Origin of the sequence: Streptomyces tubercidicus (assembly GCF_027497495.1) — a bacterium.
Taxonomy (GTDB): domain Bacteria; phylum Actinomycetota; class Actinomycetes; order Streptomycetales; family Streptomycetaceae; genus Streptomyces; species Streptomyces tubercidicus.
Window position 1 is genome coordinate 7942710 of sequence record NZ_CP114205.1, and the last position, 15765, is coordinate 7958474.

Annotated in this window: 4 protein-coding genes; 1 reads left to right on the forward strand and 3 read right to left on the reverse strand. The window is 72.6% G+C overall.

Annotation, left to right across the window (positions count from 1 at the left end; genetic code table 11):
- Positions 1-60: 60 nt before the first annotated feature.
- Both STRTU_RS34345 and STRTU_RS34350 read right to left on the reverse strand, forming a co-directional pair.
- Positions 61-9510, reverse strand: a complete 9450-nt coding sequence (locus STRTU_RS34345; RefSeq protein ID WP_174879016.1) for a non-ribosomal peptide synthetase — start codon at positions 9508-9510, stop codon at positions 61-63.
- The gene (locus STRTU_RS34350) at positions 9510-13553 is read right to left on the reverse strand and encodes a non-ribosomal peptide synthetase (protein ID WP_159749159.1); all 4044 of its coding nucleotides are present in this window, start codon (positions 13551-13553) and stop codon (positions 9510-9512) included. Before STRTU_RS34350 ends, STRTU_RS34345 begins: the two co-directional genes overlap by 1 nt.
- A gap of 1014 nt (positions 13554-14567) precedes the next feature.
- Here STRTU_RS34350 and STRTU_RS34355 point away from each other — a divergent pair.
- Complete coding sequence (locus tag STRTU_RS34355; protein WP_159749162.1) at positions 14568-15578, forward strand: aldo/keto reductase; 1011 nt, start codon at positions 14568-14570, stop codon at positions 15576-15578.
- Between the two features lie 6 nt (positions 15579-15584).
- Here STRTU_RS34355 and STRTU_RS34360 read toward each other — a convergent pair whose 3' ends face one another.
- The gene (locus tag STRTU_RS34360) at positions 15585-15743 is read right to left on the reverse strand and encodes a LapA family protein (RefSeq protein WP_159749164.1); all 159 of its coding nucleotides are present in this window, start codon (positions 15741-15743) and stop codon (positions 15585-15587) included.
- Positions 15744-15765 lie beyond the last annotated feature (22 nt).

The window sequence follows — 15765 nt, forward strand, 5'->3', positions numbered from 1 at the left end:
GTACCTCTTCCGTGAATGGGGGGTGGAATGGGTCGGTCGGGCCGTGGGCGGACGGGGCGTTCACAGCCCGCGGTCGTGGAGCGGCCGCAAGCCGGCGGCCGAAGGCGAGGTTGCCGTGGATCGGGCGGGCGGCGCGGGGTCGGCGAGGTCTGCCTCGATGGCCTCGGCGACGGACGCTATGTGGGGCGGGGCGACGAGTGCGTAGTGGTCCGCGTCGACGCGGTGGGTGCGGACGGGCACCGGCAAGTGGGCGTGCCACCGCTCGGCCGCGGCGGGTTCGGGCGCGAGGGACGGGACGTCCTGGACGACGCGCTCGGCGAGCCACAGGGTGGTGGGGGTGCGGGTCAGCCGTGGCAGCCGGTGTTCGGCCATGGCCGCCAGATTGGCCCGGCAGCAGTGGGCGAGGCGCTCGGCGTAGTCGCGTCCGCGCGCGCTCAGACCGCCGGTGCGGTTACCCCTCAGCTCGCGGGTGAAGACGGCGTCCACCTGCCCGTCGTCGTAGGCGGCCAGGCGGTCGCCGGCGCCGGGCGGCGGCGGGTCCAGCAAGTACAGGCCGTCCACGGCCCGGCCGTTCTTCTCTGCGAGAGCCGCCATCGACAGCGCCATCCAGGCCCCGAACGACCAGCCGGCCAGACTCAGTCGTCCTCCGGGATCGGGAAACTCGCTCCTCAGCGCCTCCAGGTACTGCGCGGCGCGCTCCGCGATCGAATGCGCGGGGCGGTGCGGGTCGCTGAGCGCCGGGTCGGCGATCAGACACACCGTCAGCCGGTCGTCGAGCGCGGCCACCAGCGGCCGGTAGGCCTGGATGTCGCCGCCGACCGGGTGGACGAGGCAGAGCACGTCGCGGCCCTCGCCGCGCTGCCACACCTCGACGTCCACCGGGGCGCCCGGGGCGTCGGTCCGCCTGGCGGTGGCATCGACGTGGCCGAGGATCTCGGTGAGGCTGACCCGGTGACTGAGCCGGGACAGGTCGATCTCGGTGTCGTAGCGCCGCTTCACCTCGTCGACGAGTTCCAGCAGCGTCAGCGAGTCCGCGCCGAGGTCGTACAGCGACGCCTCGGCGTCGACATCCTCCACGCCGAGCAACTGACCGACGGCTTCGGCCAGTTCGGCGGCGAGGGCGTCGGGCCCGGAGGCCGGGCCGCCCGGGGCGTGCACGGCCTGGGCAGGGGAGCCGGCCCCCTCCGCGGCGGTCGGCCTCCGTTCGTAAAAGCGCCGGGCCTCGTCCAGGGGCGTGGTGTTCACCATCAGGTGCGGCAGTTGCAGACGCACGGCCTGCTCGAAGACCGCCACGCCTTCCACGGGCGTGAGCCCGACCGCCAAGTGCTCCTGGTGCCGGGCGTCGTGGCTCAGCGCGTCCTGTGCCATGCCGACCTCCCGCCAGGCGTCCCAGCCGATGCCCAGGCGGACCGTGCGACCGGAATCGTCGTCGGGCACGTACTGGGCGAAGGCGTCCAGGCAGCCGTTGGCCGCCGCGTAGTCGAACTGGCCGACGCCGCCGAACACCGCTGCCATCGACGAGCAGTAGACGGCGTGCGACGGGCGGTGTGCGACGATCAGCCGCTCCATCAGCAGGGCGCCGCGCAGCTTGGCCGCCGTCGCCGAGCGCGCGGTTTCGGCGTCGCGCCGCGCAAGCAGCGTGCCGGTGGCCGTGCCGACCGCGTGCACGATGCCGGTGAGGCCGTCCAGGTGCGGTGCGAGGCGGTCGGCGATCTGGCGGAGATCCTCCGTGGCGAGGTCCGCCTGCACCAGGGTGACGCGGTCCCGCCACTGCTCCAGGATCGCCGGCGGATTGCTGCGGCGGGCCAGCAGGACGACGCGGTTGTCCGGATGCCGGAGCAGCCGGGCGGCGATGCTGCTGCCGATGCCGCCGGTGCCGCCGAGGATCAGGTGGGTGCCGGGGGTCTGCGCCCAGGGCTGCGGTGCGCACGTCCCGGGCCCGGTGGCCGGGGCGGTCGGCGCGGGGACGGGGTGGACCACGCGGTGCCACCAGAAGCCCTCGCGCAGGGCGAGCGCCGGCTGGCTGACCGTGTGGTCGAGGAGGAGGTCCGGCAGGTACGGAGACCAGGCGGCCGGGTCCGGGCTGTGCAGGTCGGCCCAGCGCAGCATCGTCCGCAGCTCCTGCCGCGGGACCTCGGTCGCCGCGGCCAGCAGTCCGGCTTCCGGCCGCCGGACGGCGCCGGTGACCGGCTGCGCCCGCGAGGACAGCAGCCACACCCGCGGCCGGTTCCCGTCCTCGCCCTCCGGCAGGTCCGCCAGGGCCCGGCACAGGGCGGCCACGGTGTCGAGGCAGGCCCACTGGGCGAGGCCCAGCGAGTCTTCGCCGACCTCGCCGTCGATCGCCAGAGGCAGCGCGTGCAGCCAGTCGACCCCGGCCGCCGTGGCGGTCACGTCGGTCAGCACGGCCCTGAGATGCCCGGTGTCGGCGGGATCCGCCTCATAGTGGTCGTCGTCGAGACGGGCGAAAACCTTCCCGGCCCGCACCCGTACCACCCGTGCATAGTGCTGCTCCAGCGCCCGCCATGCGGCGGGATCCGTCCCAGCGTCGGCCAGGACCACGACGGTGCGTTCGGCCGCGGGCGCGTCGGTCCGTGCCCTGCGCAGCCGCGTCCACTGCGGCTGGTGCAGCCACCGGTCGGCGGGGAGCCGTTGCGGCCGGGCAACGTCCGGGGCTGCCGCCGACGCGTGAGCGGCCCCGGATTCCGCCGCCCGCGCGCCGCGGGGGAAGTCGTACTCGGCCAACTCGAAGGCGGGCGGCGGGAAGTCCCAGGGGGCGGTCGCCGGGCCGTCGGGCCACCCGATGCTGTGCCCGGCCGTCCACGCCCCGGCGAGTTCGGAGGCGTCGAGGCCGGTCGCCGGGATCCCGGTCGGCGACACCGGCGCGGCCGACGGCACGAGGCCGCGCAGCCACGTCACGGCCGACGCCACGTCGGGGCAGGCGGCGGCAGCCCGGTACGTGAGCACCGGCCGGCCCGTTTGGAGGTGGCGCAGTACCTGCGGGTAGCGGTCCGGGTTGGCGGTGAGGTAGTCGGCGATGCGGCGGGCGTCCGTGCGTACGGCAGCCGTCGAGCCGCCGGACAGTACCAGGCAGGGCACCGGGCGTTGATGCGCCCCGTCGCTCATGTTCCCCATCGGGGTGTCGGCGGGTTTCTCCAGCACCAGGTGGGCGTTGGTTCCGCCGATGCCGAAGCTGCTCACGCCGGCGACCCGCGGGGTGCCCTGCGGCCAGGGTTCGGCCGTGGTGGGGATGCGGAACGGCCCGTTGTCGATCTCGGGGTTGAGACGGTCGAAGTCGGTGGTGGGCGGGATGATGCCGTGGTGGACGGCGAGCACCGCTCGCACCAGCCCGACGACGCCTGCCGCCGCGCCGAGATGCCCGATCTGGCTCTTGACGGAGGACAGCGCGAGCCGTGCGTCGCCGGGCAGGTCGTAGGCCTGGCGTAGCGCGGCGGCCTCGACCGGGTCTCCGAGGCGGGTGCCGGTGCCGTGGGCCTCCACATAGCCGAGTTCGGCTGCGGTACGGCCGCTGCGCCGCAGGGCGGTGCTCAGCGCGGCGCGCTGCCCAGCCAGCGAAGGCGCGCTGTAACTGAGCTTGTCGGAGCCGTCGTTGTTCACTGCGGAGCCGGTGAACACGGCGTAGACGGTGTCCCCGTCGCGGCGGGCGGCGGAGAGCGGTTTGAGTACGACGACGCCCACGCCGCTGGCGCCCACGGTGCCGGCGGCGTCCGCGCTGAAGGGGCGGCAGTGGCCGTCAGGGGAGAAGAGGTGCTGCGGCCGGTAGGTGTATCCCCCGGTCAGGTCGGAGTCCACGAGGACGCCGCCCGCGAGCATCACATCGGCGTCGCCCTGGCGCAGCAGCCCGGCGGCGAGGTGGACGCCGACGAGCGAACTGGAGCAGGCCGACTGCACGGTGAACCCGGGGCCCGTCAGACCGAGATGGTAGGCGGCCTTGGTGGCGAGGAAGTCCTTCTCGTGGTGCAGAGCCAGCCGGAAGGAGTCGGGCAGCGCCGCGGGGTCGGCTGTGCGCAGCAGGCTCTGGAAGTACGTGTTCTCGCCGCAGGCGGCTATGAGCCCCACCCGCCGGGTCGCGGGATCGGCGACACCGGCGTGCGCGAGCGCCTCCACACAGGCCATCAGCAGATGACGCTGCTGGGGGTCCATCAGCCGGGCCTCGTGCGGGCTGATGCCGAAGTGCCCCGGGTCGAAGGCCAGCAGGCCGTCCATTTGGCTGCGGGCCCCCACCCGGCCGCCGGTCGCCGGGAAGTGCTCGATACCGCTCCCACCGGAGGTGACCAGGTCCCAGAAGGAGGCCAGGTCGGGGGCGCCGGGCAGGCGTACGGCCATGCCGATGACGGCGATGGGTTCATCGGTGGGGCCGGTGGCGGCGCGGGACGGTATCTCCTGCGGGGCGGCGGCCGCCCGCATGTGATCGGGCGCCGGGCCCGCCGCACGCCGCTCGTCGAGGAGACCGGCCAGGGCGCGGATCGTGACGTGCTCGAACAGCTCCGGTATGCGGAAGCGGAGGCCGTCCTCGCCGGCGCAGCGCAGTTGGAAGCGCATCAGGTCCAGGCTGGTCGCGCCCGCATCGAAGAATCGTTGTTGTACCGCGATCGTCTTGCCGGTCACTGCCTCGAACAGGTCGGTGAGGCGTTGCTCCAGCGGCGAAAGGGGCGCGGCGGGCGCGCCGGGCTCGGCGGCGGACCGCAGGTCATACCCGGCAGCGGTGGGCGCTGCCCCGCGGTCCAGCTTGCCGCTGGGCGTGCGCGGCAGCGAGGTCAGGCGTCGGAAGCGGCCGATGCGCACATGGGCCGGCAGCAGTCCGGCCAGGTGGCGGGTGAGGTCCGCGGGGTCCGGGTCGTCGCCTCCTCCTTGCAGGCAGGCCACGAGCGAGCCGTCCACTACGGCGACGACCGCGTTGGCGACGCCCGGGTACTGCAGCAACGCGGCCTCGACCTGGCCCAGTTCCAGCCGGTGTCCGCTGAGTTTGATCTGGGAGTCCTCGCGGCCGGCGTAGTGCAGCAGGCCCTGCCGGTCGAACCTGGCGAGGTCGCCGCTCCGGTAGAACGCGCCGAGCTCAGGATCGTCGGTGAAGCGGGTGCGGTTGAGGTCGGTGTCGCCCAGGTAGCAGCGCTCCGCCATCAAGCCGCCGATCAGCAGGTGGCCCGTGACGCCGGGCGGAACGGGCTGACCGCCGGCATCGATCACCCGCAGCACGGCGCCGGCCACCGGCCGCCCGATGGCCGGACGGAGCGGCCACCCGGCGGGATCACCCTCCAGGCACAGGCTGCTGACGACATGGGTCTCGGTGGGGCCGTAGTGGTTGAACAGGCGGGCTCCGGGCAACCCGGCGAACCAGCGGCGGATGGCGTCGGTGCACACCAACTGCTCGCCCGCGGTGATCACTTCACGCAGCCGCGACGGGTGGCGGCCGGTGCGCACACCGTGCTCGGCGAGCAGTTGCAGGGCCACGTACGGCAGGAAGAGCCGCTCCACGCCCCCGGTCTCCAACTGCTCCAGCAGGGCGGGCATGTCCTGCCGCCATGCGCGATCCACCAGACGCAGCAGTCCGCCCGAGCAGAGCGTGGTGAAGACCTCCTGGAAGGAGACGTCGAAGGACAGCATCGAGAACTGCTGGGTGACGGCGGGAGAGGACAGCCCGCCCTTCTCCCGCTGCCAGGTCAGCAGATTGCACAGGGTCCGGTCGGGCACCTGCACACCCTTGGGTGTGCCGGTGGAGCCGGAGGTGAACAACGTGTAGAGGGGACGCAGCGCCCGGTGCGCGGGCGTGGCCGGGGCCGGGACCTGGGGGGCTTCGGTGCACAGCAGCGGATGGCGCGGCAGATCGGGCGGCGCGATCGCGTCGAGCGCCTCGGCGCGGTCCGGGGTGACCAGGACGCACACGGGATCGACCTGGACGAGTATGTGCCGCAGCAGGGCCGGCGGATAGCCGGGATCGAGCGGGACGACGGTCAGGTTGAGGCGGGCTGCGGCCAACAGCGCCACGACGTGCTCGACCGAGGGCTCCAGATACAGCGCGACGGCGGCCGGGGCCGCGGGGTCGGCGGGCAGGCGGTGGCGCAGCGCCGCGGCCAGGGCGGCGGCCCGCGCGTCGAGTTCGGCGTAGGTGAGGAGGGTCTGCCCGGTGGCCACGGCCGAGGCGTCGGGAGTGCGCCGGACCTGCTGCGCGAACCCCTCGGCGACAGTGGCGAAGGCCGGGGCCGGCTCGGGTCCCCGGCCGTGCTCGGGCAGGGTGCGGCGGTACTGCGCCACCAGTTCGTGCAGGGTGCCGTCGTGACCACCGGTCAGCCGGTCGACGGCCTGACGGAAGAGGCGGGCCGCGGCCTCGACCCGGTCCGCGCCGAGGTCGTCGCGGTACTCCCACAGGCAGTCGAGGCCCGATTCGTGCTCCACCACCGACAGCGTGAGCAGGCACTTGGCGCCGAGCGGGCGCGGCCAGACCGGCCGCACGGCGCAGCCGGGCAGCCGCAGCGCCGAGAACTCGGTGTTCTCCTGGACGAACAGGAAGTCGAACAGCGGTCCCTGCTCGCGGAACGTGTGGTCTGCCAGGACGTCGGCGAGGGCGACGTCCTGCCCGTCCAGCACCGCGCGGGCCACGGCCGCGTGCCGTTCCAGGTGCGCGTGCAGCGAGTCCTGCGGGTCCATGGACAGCGGCAACAGCACGGTGTTGGCGAACATGCCGACCGCTTCGGCGAATTCGGGCCGGGGCCGGTTCGCCACCGGCGCGGCGACGAGCGGCTGCGTCTGACCGGTCACGCCGTACAGGCTCCAGGCGAACGCGGACAGCAGCAGCTGAAACCGGGTCTGTCCGCGCTCCGCGGCGAGCCGGTCCAGTGCACTGCGCCTGACCAGGTCCAGTGAGGTGCGCAGCAGCCGGGCCGTGGGCCGCGCGGGGGCGTCGGGCGTCTCCGGGCCGGGCGAGGAGGCACCGGTCCGCTCGTAGTGGGCGCGCAGACGTACGCGGCGCCGCTCGTAGGCGGGGCTCGTGTGCCAGGCCCGCTGCCAGTGAGCGAAGTCCAGGGGAGTGGTGGCGGGGGACTGTGGGACGGCCCCTTCCCGGCCCTCCAACTCGGCGGTGTAGGCGTTGGTCAGGTCGCGGAAGAGGATGCCGAGCGACCAGCCGTCCACGGCGACATGATGCAGGTGCAGCAGCAGGAGCCCGCCGTCGTCGTCCTGCGGGTCGGGGCCGTCCCACAGGTCGTCGTACCGGAGGTCCCCGTCCCGGCCCGCGTCGCCCGAGGTGCCGCCCCCGTTCCGGTCGCCGGACGGCAGCCAGGTCGCCCGCAGCATGCGCGCGGCCCGCAGGTCGAAGCGGTGGGCGAAGAAGCGGTCGGCGGCGGCCTCCCAGGGTTCGCCGTCGCCGGCTTCGCACGGCTGCCACGGATCGTAGGGGGCGTCCACTTCCTGGAGCAGGCCCTGCGGAGTGGGGACCAGCCGGGTGCGCAGCGCCGCGTGCCGCTCCACCAGCGCACGCAGGGCGCGGCGGAGGGCGGGAAGGTGCACGGTGCCGCGCACCCGGAAGGCGAGCGGCACATCGTAGGCCCCGTCCTCGGGATGCCGCTCGTGCAGCAGCCACAGCCGCTCCTGCTCGCTGGTGGCCGGAGCGGTGGGTTCCGACGAGGCGGCCGGAACGGGCGGATGGTCGCCGCCTGCCGTGTCCGGGGCGTGGACGGCGTCCGTCAGCGCCGCGAAGTCGGCCCGCAGCACCAGGTCCTGTGGCAGATCCACGGCGAACCGGCGCAGGATCTCGAAACGGAAGCGCAACGCCTTCAGAGAGTCGCCGCCGCTCGGTATCCACCGGTCGTCAGGGCGCAGCCCGCTGACCGCGAGCACCTCATCGGCAAGGTCCAGGACCTCCCGCTGCGCCGCGGTGACGGGCAGGTCGCCCCGCCGCTCGCCGCGCCAGGGGGTGTGCGCGGCGCCGAGCAGGGCGGCCTCGTCCACCTTGCCGTTGGCGTTCAGGGGGAGTTCGTCGACGAGATGGGTGCGGTGCGGCCGCATGTACGGCGGCAGCACGGCGGCCAGGTGCCGGTCGTAGGCGTCGAAGGAGAGTTCGCCGTCCAGCAGGAGGAAGGCGAAGAGTTCGTGCCGGTCCGCGTCGTCGCGGCGGGTGCACACATGCGCCTGACGCACGGCGGGGTGGGCCAGGATGTGGCGTTCCACCTCGCCCGGCTCGATGCGGAAGCCGCGCACCTTGACCTGACGGTCGGCCCGTCCGACGTAGGTCACGTGGCCTTCCGCGTCCCCGCGCACCAGATCACCGGTGCGGTACCAGCGCTCCTCGCCGCCTCCCTCGCGCGGCAGCCGAACGAAGCGCTGCTCCGTCTCCGCGGGCCGGTCGCGGTAGCCGAGGGCCAACGCGGGCCCGGACAGCAGCAGTTCGGCCACCTCGCCCGGCTCGGCGGTGCGCCCGTCCTCGGTGCGCAGCAGGAGGCCGGTGCCGGGCAGCGCGGTGCCGATGGGGACGACATCGCCGTCGAAGTCCCGGGGGATGGCATGGGACAGGGCGAACGTCGAGGCCTCGGTCGGGCCGTAGCCGTTGTGCAGCACGGTGGTGCTGCCGGGGTTGGCTTCGTACCAGCGCCGGATGACGCGCGCGTTGAGCTGTTCGCCGCCGATCAGGACCTGGCCGACGGTGGCGAAGCAGTCGGGCACCTTGTCGACGACGGCATTGAACAGGGACACGGTGACGAACAGCGTGCCGATGCGGCGGTCGCGCAGGGCGGCGGCCAGCAGACGCGGGCTTTGCACCTCGCAGTCATCGAGGATCACGCAGGTCCCGCCGGTCAGCAGGGGCACCCAGACCTCGAAGCTCAGCGCGTCGAAGGCGGGGTTGGCGAGGCAGGCGAAGCGGTCGTCCGGGCGCAGAGTCAGGTAGCCGGGCCGGGCCAGCCGCAGCACGCCCTCGTCGGTGACTTCGACACCCTTGGGGCGGCCCGTGGTGCCGGAGGTGTAGAAGACGAAGGCGGCACCGCCAGGGGCGGGGGTGGGCAACCCCGGGACGCCGGGTGCCGGGGCGTCGGCCCGGTCGTCGTCGGCCACCAGCAAGCCGGCGTCCGTGGCGGAGAGACCGTCGGGCAGGACGAGCCCGTCCGCGGCGTTGTGGACGACGGCGACGGCTCCGGAGTCGTCCAGGATGTGCCGTCGGCGCTCGTCGGGGCTGAGCCGGTCCAGCGGCACGACGGTCGCGCCGGCCCGGCGGATGCCGAGCATCACGCACACCAGCCGCCACGACCTGGGCAGGCATACGGCGACCGGCTGCCCGGGGCGTACGCCGCTCGCGCGCAGCCTGGCCGCCACCAGGCCGCTGATCCGGTCCAGCCGCGCGTAGTCGAGGACGACGGTGCCGTCCTCGATGGCGGGAGCGTCAGGGCTGCGCCGGGCCTGGGCGAGCACGGACTCGGCGAGCGAGGAGGGCGCCCGGCCTGCCCTGGGGGTGGACGGTGCGCGCGCCGCGCCGGTTTCGGTGTGCGGGAAAAGACGGTCGTCCATCATGCCCCCCGGGGCGAGAAGGCGTCGACGGGCGAGTCGGCCGGGACCGGCCGGGCGCCGTGGTGGGCGAGTTCGGCGGTGATGATGTCGGCGACGCGGGCCGCCTCGGAGTTCTCCAGCATCTCCCAGTGGTCGCAGTCCATGGGCTCGACGCGGAAGTCACCCGTGCAGCGCTGCTGCCAAAAGGCGCGCACCTCCGCGTGAAAGGAGGTATCAGCCCCGTCAGGCACGGCCTGGGCGAGCACCAGTCGCGCCGGAGAACTGCCCGGGAGATGGTCGCGGGCGGTCATGCGGTTGTGGTTGTAGATGCGGAAGTACCGCTCGACCTGTGCATCGTCGATACCGGGATACATCCCGTTGAACCTCACGAGCTTGTCGCGGAACTCCGCCATGTCCACAGCCGTGATCGCGGCGCGTGCCGCCGGGTCGTCGGTGGCCTGGGTATCGAGCAGGACGACGCTGATGTCGGTACGGCCCCTGCGGGCGAGCCGCCGCCCCATCTCGTGGGCGACGAGCCCGCCGTAGGACAGACCGGTCAGCACCAACGGCCCGGTGCCCAGGGGCTCCAGCAGCTCCAGATAGGCGTCGGCCATCGCCTCGACGCTGGGCAGGGGGTCTTCACCGGGGTTTATGCCCGGGGACTGGATGCCGTGCAGGGCGACCGTCTCGGGCAGGAATCCGGCCAGCGGCAGGTAACAGAAGGCGGTGCCGCCGCCCGGGTGGACGCAGACGACGCGCGCCTCCGTACCGCCCCGGAACTCTATGACGTTGCCCGCGGCACGGTACGCCCCGCCCTCGCGCAGCAGCGCGCCGAGGGCCTCGATGGTCGGCCTGAGCATGATCTCGGCCACGGGGACGGACCGGCCGAACGTCTCGGCGACCCCGTGCGCCATTTTGATCGCGGACAGCGAGGTGCCACCGATCTCGAAGAAGTTGTCACCGATGCCGATGTTCGTGTGGAGCAGGACCTCCTGCCATATCCGGTGCAGGCCGTGCTCGACGTGGTCGCGCGGGCTCGCCGTGTTGACCTGCCGGGAGGACTGGGCGCGGGCGAGTTCGATCAGCGCCGGACGGTCGAGCTTGCCGCTGGGGTTGAGCGGAAGGGCGGGCAGGTCGACGAAGACGGCCGGGACCATGTAGTCGGGCAGCCGTTGCCCCAGGGCGGTGCGCCAGTCGTGGACGGTGCGCTCCGGTGCCGCGCCCCGGCCGATTCCGGCGACCAGCCGGGACTGCCCGGTCCCGTCGCGGTAGACCAGGACGACGGCCTCGCGGACGTCGGGCAGGGCACTCAGCGCCGCCTCGATCTCCGCCGGCTCGATCCGGAACCCACGCAGTTTGACCTGGTCGTCGGCGCGCCCGAGGTAGTGGGCCTGGCCGTCCGGCAGGCGCCGGGCCAGGTCTCCGGTGCGGTAGACGCGTTCGCCGGGCAGGAAAGGGTCGGGCAGGAAGCGTTCCTCGGTCAGGTCGGGGCGGTTGAGGTAGCCACGGGCGAGACAGGCTCCGCCGAGGTAGACCTCGCCGACCACACCGGGCGGGACCGGCTGCATGCGGGAATCGAGTACGTACAGGCGGGTGTTGCCCAGCGGACGCCCGATCGGGCACTGCCGCTCCAGCGGGCGGGGCCGGTAGTAGGCGGTGCTGTACAGCGTGGCCTCGGTGGGACCGTAGCCGAAGCAGATCCTCAGGTCCGGCAGATGCCGTGTCAGCCGATGCAGCGCGGACTCGGTGAGCGACTCGACGCCGGTGAGCAGGGTCCGCAGCGACAGCCCGTGCAGCCGCCGGGCGGGGTCCTCGTCGATCCACTTCACGTACGCGGGCGGCAGGAATGCCTGCACGATGCCGTGCTCGCGCATCCAGCCCATCAGCGCTTCCGGGTCGCCGCGCAGCTCCTCGGAGACGATGTGCAGTACGCCGCCGGTGGTCAGCGGCAGCAGCAGTTCGTGCACCGAGGCGTCGAAGCCGATGCTGGACCAGGCGGAACCGGCCTCGCCGGGCCGGGAGCCCATGTGGGCCTGCCAGTTGGCGAAGAGGTTGAGGATGCTGCCGTGCTCGACCGCGACGCCCTTGGGCCGTCCGGTGGAGCCGGAGGTGAAGATCACGTAGGCCAGCCGGTCCGGCGCGTGCCCGATGTCGTACGGCGGGTGCTCACCGGTCACCCCCTCCGACTCGGTGGCCGCCAGGCTCAGCCACTGCTCGGGGCGCTGCCCGGCGTCGTGATCGCTCAGCACCAGCGGGCAAGCCGCGTCCTGAACCATGCCGACGAGCCGGTCGCGCGGCAGGTCCGGGTCGAGCGGGAGAAAGGCGGCACCCGCCTTGAGGATGCCGAGGATGCCGACGGCCAGTGCGCGAGAGCGCGTCACATGCAGCCCGATCACGTCACCGGGGCGCACGGACCTGGCGATGAGTGCGTGGGCGAGGCGGTTGGCACGGCGATCGAGCGTCGCGTAGTCCAGGGCACCGTCCCGGCAGACGACAGCCGTCTGATGGGGACGTGCACGGACCTGCGTCTCGAACAGCTCGACGAGTCCGCTCGCCGCCAGGACGGACTGCGGAGTCGGAGCGGCGGCGGACGCAGACAGCGCGGGCTCCAGAACGGCTGCCGTCGCGTCCCAGTCCCTCAGCAGGTGCAGGCGTTCCTCCTCGCCCATCAGTTCCAGGGCGGCGATATCGCGGTCGGGGTGACGTGCCATGTCACGCAGCAGGTGCTGGAGGTGGTCCGCCCAGCGCTGCGCCGTCGCCCGGTCGTACAACGACGTGGCGTAGTCCAGGTGTCCCACGACGCGGTCCGCGGACTCGACCGCCACCAGCGAGATGTCGAACCTGGCGGGAGCGCGCGGTATGCGCAGTGGCTCCGCCCGCACCCCGGGCAGGTCCAGGATGTTCTGCCGGTCCGGCTGCCAGGCGAACATCGTCTGGAACAGGGGGGTGTGCGCCGCGCTCCGCGGCGGGTTCACCAGCTCCACCGCCCGTTCGAAGGGGAGGTCCTGGTGTGTCAGCGCCTCGCGGACGACGGCGCGGGCCCGCGCCAGGGCCTCGGCCGCCGTGGGCGAGCCGGACAGGTCGACGCGCAGGGCGAGGGAGTTGACGAGGAAGCCGATCAGGCCCGCGGCCGCGGGGCCACGCCGGTTGGCGACCGGGCTGCCGACAACGATGTCGGTACGTCCGGAGAGCCGCGACAGCAGGATCGCCCATCCGGTCAGGACGGCCACGAAGAGCGTGGCCCTGTGCCGGCGGGCCAGGGCGCGCAGGGCGGCCGTGGTCTCGGCGTCGAGCTCGAACTCGACCCGCCCGCCCTCGTGCCGCTGCTCCGGTGGCCGCGGGCGGTCGGTGGGCAGTTCAAGAACGGGCGGCGCCCCTTCGAGCGTGCGACGCCAGTAGCTTTCCTGGTCCGCCAGCGCACCGCCGAGGACGGCCTCGCGCTGGGCCTGCGCGTGGTCGGCGTACTGCATCGTGAGCGGCGGCAGCGGGTCGTCGCCGCCGTGCAGCAGCGCCTCGTAGAGCAGGCCGAGCTCTCTCATCATGACGTTCATCGACTGGCCGTCGTAGATGGCGTGGTGGAACGTCAACAGCAGCACATGGCGCTCGGCGCCCAAGGTGATCAGGCGGCCGCGTCCCAGCGGTCCGGCGGCCAGGTCGAAGGCGGTGCCGGCCTCCTCCTCCTGGAGCGCGGCGACGTGTGCGCCGGAGTCCCGGGCGTTGGTGAGGTCGTCGAAGGCGAGGGCGAAGCCGGCACCGGGCGGGTCGACGCACTGGAGCACCTCCCCGCTCCGCTCGACCAGACGGGTCCGCAGCGTCTCGTGCCGCACGGTCAGCGCGTCCAGGCACCGCGCCAGGACGTCCCGTTCGAGCGGGCCGTCGAGCACGAAGGCCAGCGGCTCGTTGTACGCCGCGTTCGCGCCCGGCAGTTGGGCCAGGAACCACAGGCGCTGCTGGGCGAAGGAGGCCGGCCGGTTGGATCCCGCCGCCGGGCCGTAGCCGTCCGGCTCGGCGTCCCCGGGAGCGGGCGGCGTGGTGGCGGAGAGAGCGCGGGGGGTGTATGGCACCGGCGTTACCTGGCTTTCCCGATCTGTGTGACTGTCTGGGGGCGAGGAGGGGAGTTCACCGGCCTTGGCACGGGCGGATCACACCGCATGGCGAGGCGCGGGCGGATCTCGTCGGGAGTCTGCCGACGACCCGGCCACGGTGGCCGGAAACAGAGGAACGCACGGCGTCACCGCCGCGACCCGGCACACCTTCGGCTACGGATTCCGGCCACGCTTCGACTCCTCGATCTGGCGGTAAAACCTTGCCCGGCCTCCGGGAACCGCGGACCCCGCGCAACGCGAATGACGCCCTACCACCCCATGTCTGAAGGGTGGGCGGACGGCAGGCATTTACGCTTTTTGCGGCATCCGAGACACCGCCGCGATCATTGATCAGCAGGTTAGGTGCTGTCAACACCCAAGTTACGACAGGGCGCCAACTCCTCTGTCAGAGCAAGAAGTTCTGCGCCCGACGGGGCATGAGGTATCGGTCGCCACACACCTGCCCTGCGCGGGGCAGGGGGGATCCACCGCGTCGGCCCCACTTTCGCGCCACACTCCCAGCGGCGCAGCGGCGAGGCGAGCAGCTCTTCTCGGCCACCTGCAACTCCGGTCTGCACGGATGGTGGTCGACACCTCTCCGAACTCAGGAGTTGGGTGGTGCCGTGGATCCGCGGGGTGCGGCCTTACCTTGTCGACCAGGCCCCTCGCTTTGCCGAGTCTCGTTCTCTGTGGCTGCAGTTCTGACCGCGTACCTGCGCCGCGATACCGCCGCCCGGACCAGCGGAATCTCTTAGTGATCGAGCGATGACCGGTCGTGGCGACGGACCCGCGAGGGCGGTTTGCCGTCGGGGGGCTGAGTAGTGCCCACGCGCTCGGCCGAGAATTGACAGTTTGTTACTCGCTACCACTGGGTTCTCTGGTACGTCTGGCCGAAACGGTCGAAACCTGACAGGGCGCACATGCCCCACGCCTCCGAATTCCGGACCGAGACGTATTGCATTAGAGCGCACTCCAACTCCTAGCTTCGGAAGCATGCGATACATCAAACTCGGAACGACCGGACTGGAAGTCTCCGCCATCACCCTCGGCTGCATGAGCTTCGGCGAGCCGGACCGGGGCGGCGAGCCCTGGTCGCTGGGCGCGGACGCCAGCCGGGACATCATCAAGCAGGCCCTTGAGGGCGGCGTCAACTTCCTCGACACGGCCAATGGGTACAGCGCCGGAAGCAGCGAGGAGATCGTCGGCCAGGCGGTCAAGGACTTCACCCGGCGCGAGGAGGTCGTTCTCTCCACCAAGGTCTGGATGCGGATGCGCCCCGGCCCGAACGGCGCCGGGCTGTCCCGCAAGGCGATCTTCGCCGAGCTCGACGCCTCCCTGAAGCGACTGGGGACCGACTACATCGACCTGTACCAGATCCACCGCTGGGACTACGACACCCCGATCGAGGAAACCCTTGAGGCGCTGCACGACGCGGTCAAGTCCGGGAAGGTCCGCTACATCGGAGCCTCTTCCATGCACGCCTGGCAGTTCGCCAAGGCCCTGTACCTGGCTGACCTGAACGGCTGGACCCGGTTCGTGTCGATGCAGGACCACTACAACCTCATCCACCGAGAAGCAGAGCGGGAGATGCTCCCGCTCTGCGCCGACCAGGGCATCGGCGTGATCCCGTGGAGCCCGCTGGCGCGGGGCAGGCTGACGCGGGCCCGGGACACCACCACGGCACGTGCCGAGACCGACCAGGGCGGCAAGATCCTCTACCGCGACGAGGACCAGGCAGTGGCCGAGCGCGTCCACGAGATCGCGGGCAAGCGGGGTCTGTCCCCGGCCCAGGTCGCCCTGGCCTGGGTCATGCGCAACCCGACGGTGACCTCGCCCATCGTCGGGGTCACCAAGCCGGCCCAGCTGGCCGACGCGGTCGCCGCGGTGGACGTCGAACTCGACGAAGACGAGGCCGCCTACTTGGAGGAGCCCTACCAGCCGCACGAGGCCGCCTACCTGGAGGAATCCTTCTACAAGCCGCAGCCTGTGGCGGGCTCCCGGTAGTCCGGGCTACCGCCGGGCCTTCGACGAGTCCTTGGCCTCGGCCTTCACAGCCCTGTGGTCGGCCCGGCGGTGCTTGCGGGCGGTCGCGCGCAACTGCATGATCCGCGCGCTGCCCGCCGGCGCGGTGAGCAGGATGCCCGCCACCGCGGCCGGCAGCAGGGCCACGCGCAGCGGAACGTGCCCGTGG

Bases quoted from the DNA above. Each gene is read 5' to 3' on its own strand.
- STRTU_RS34345 (WP_174879016.1), bottom strand. From the start codon at position 9,510: ATGGACGACCGTCTTTTCCCGCACACCGAAACCGGCGCGGCGCGCGCA.
- STRTU_RS34355 (WP_159749162.1), top strand. From the start codon at position 14,568: ATGCGATACATCAAACTCGGAACGACCGGACTGGAAGTCTCCGCCATC.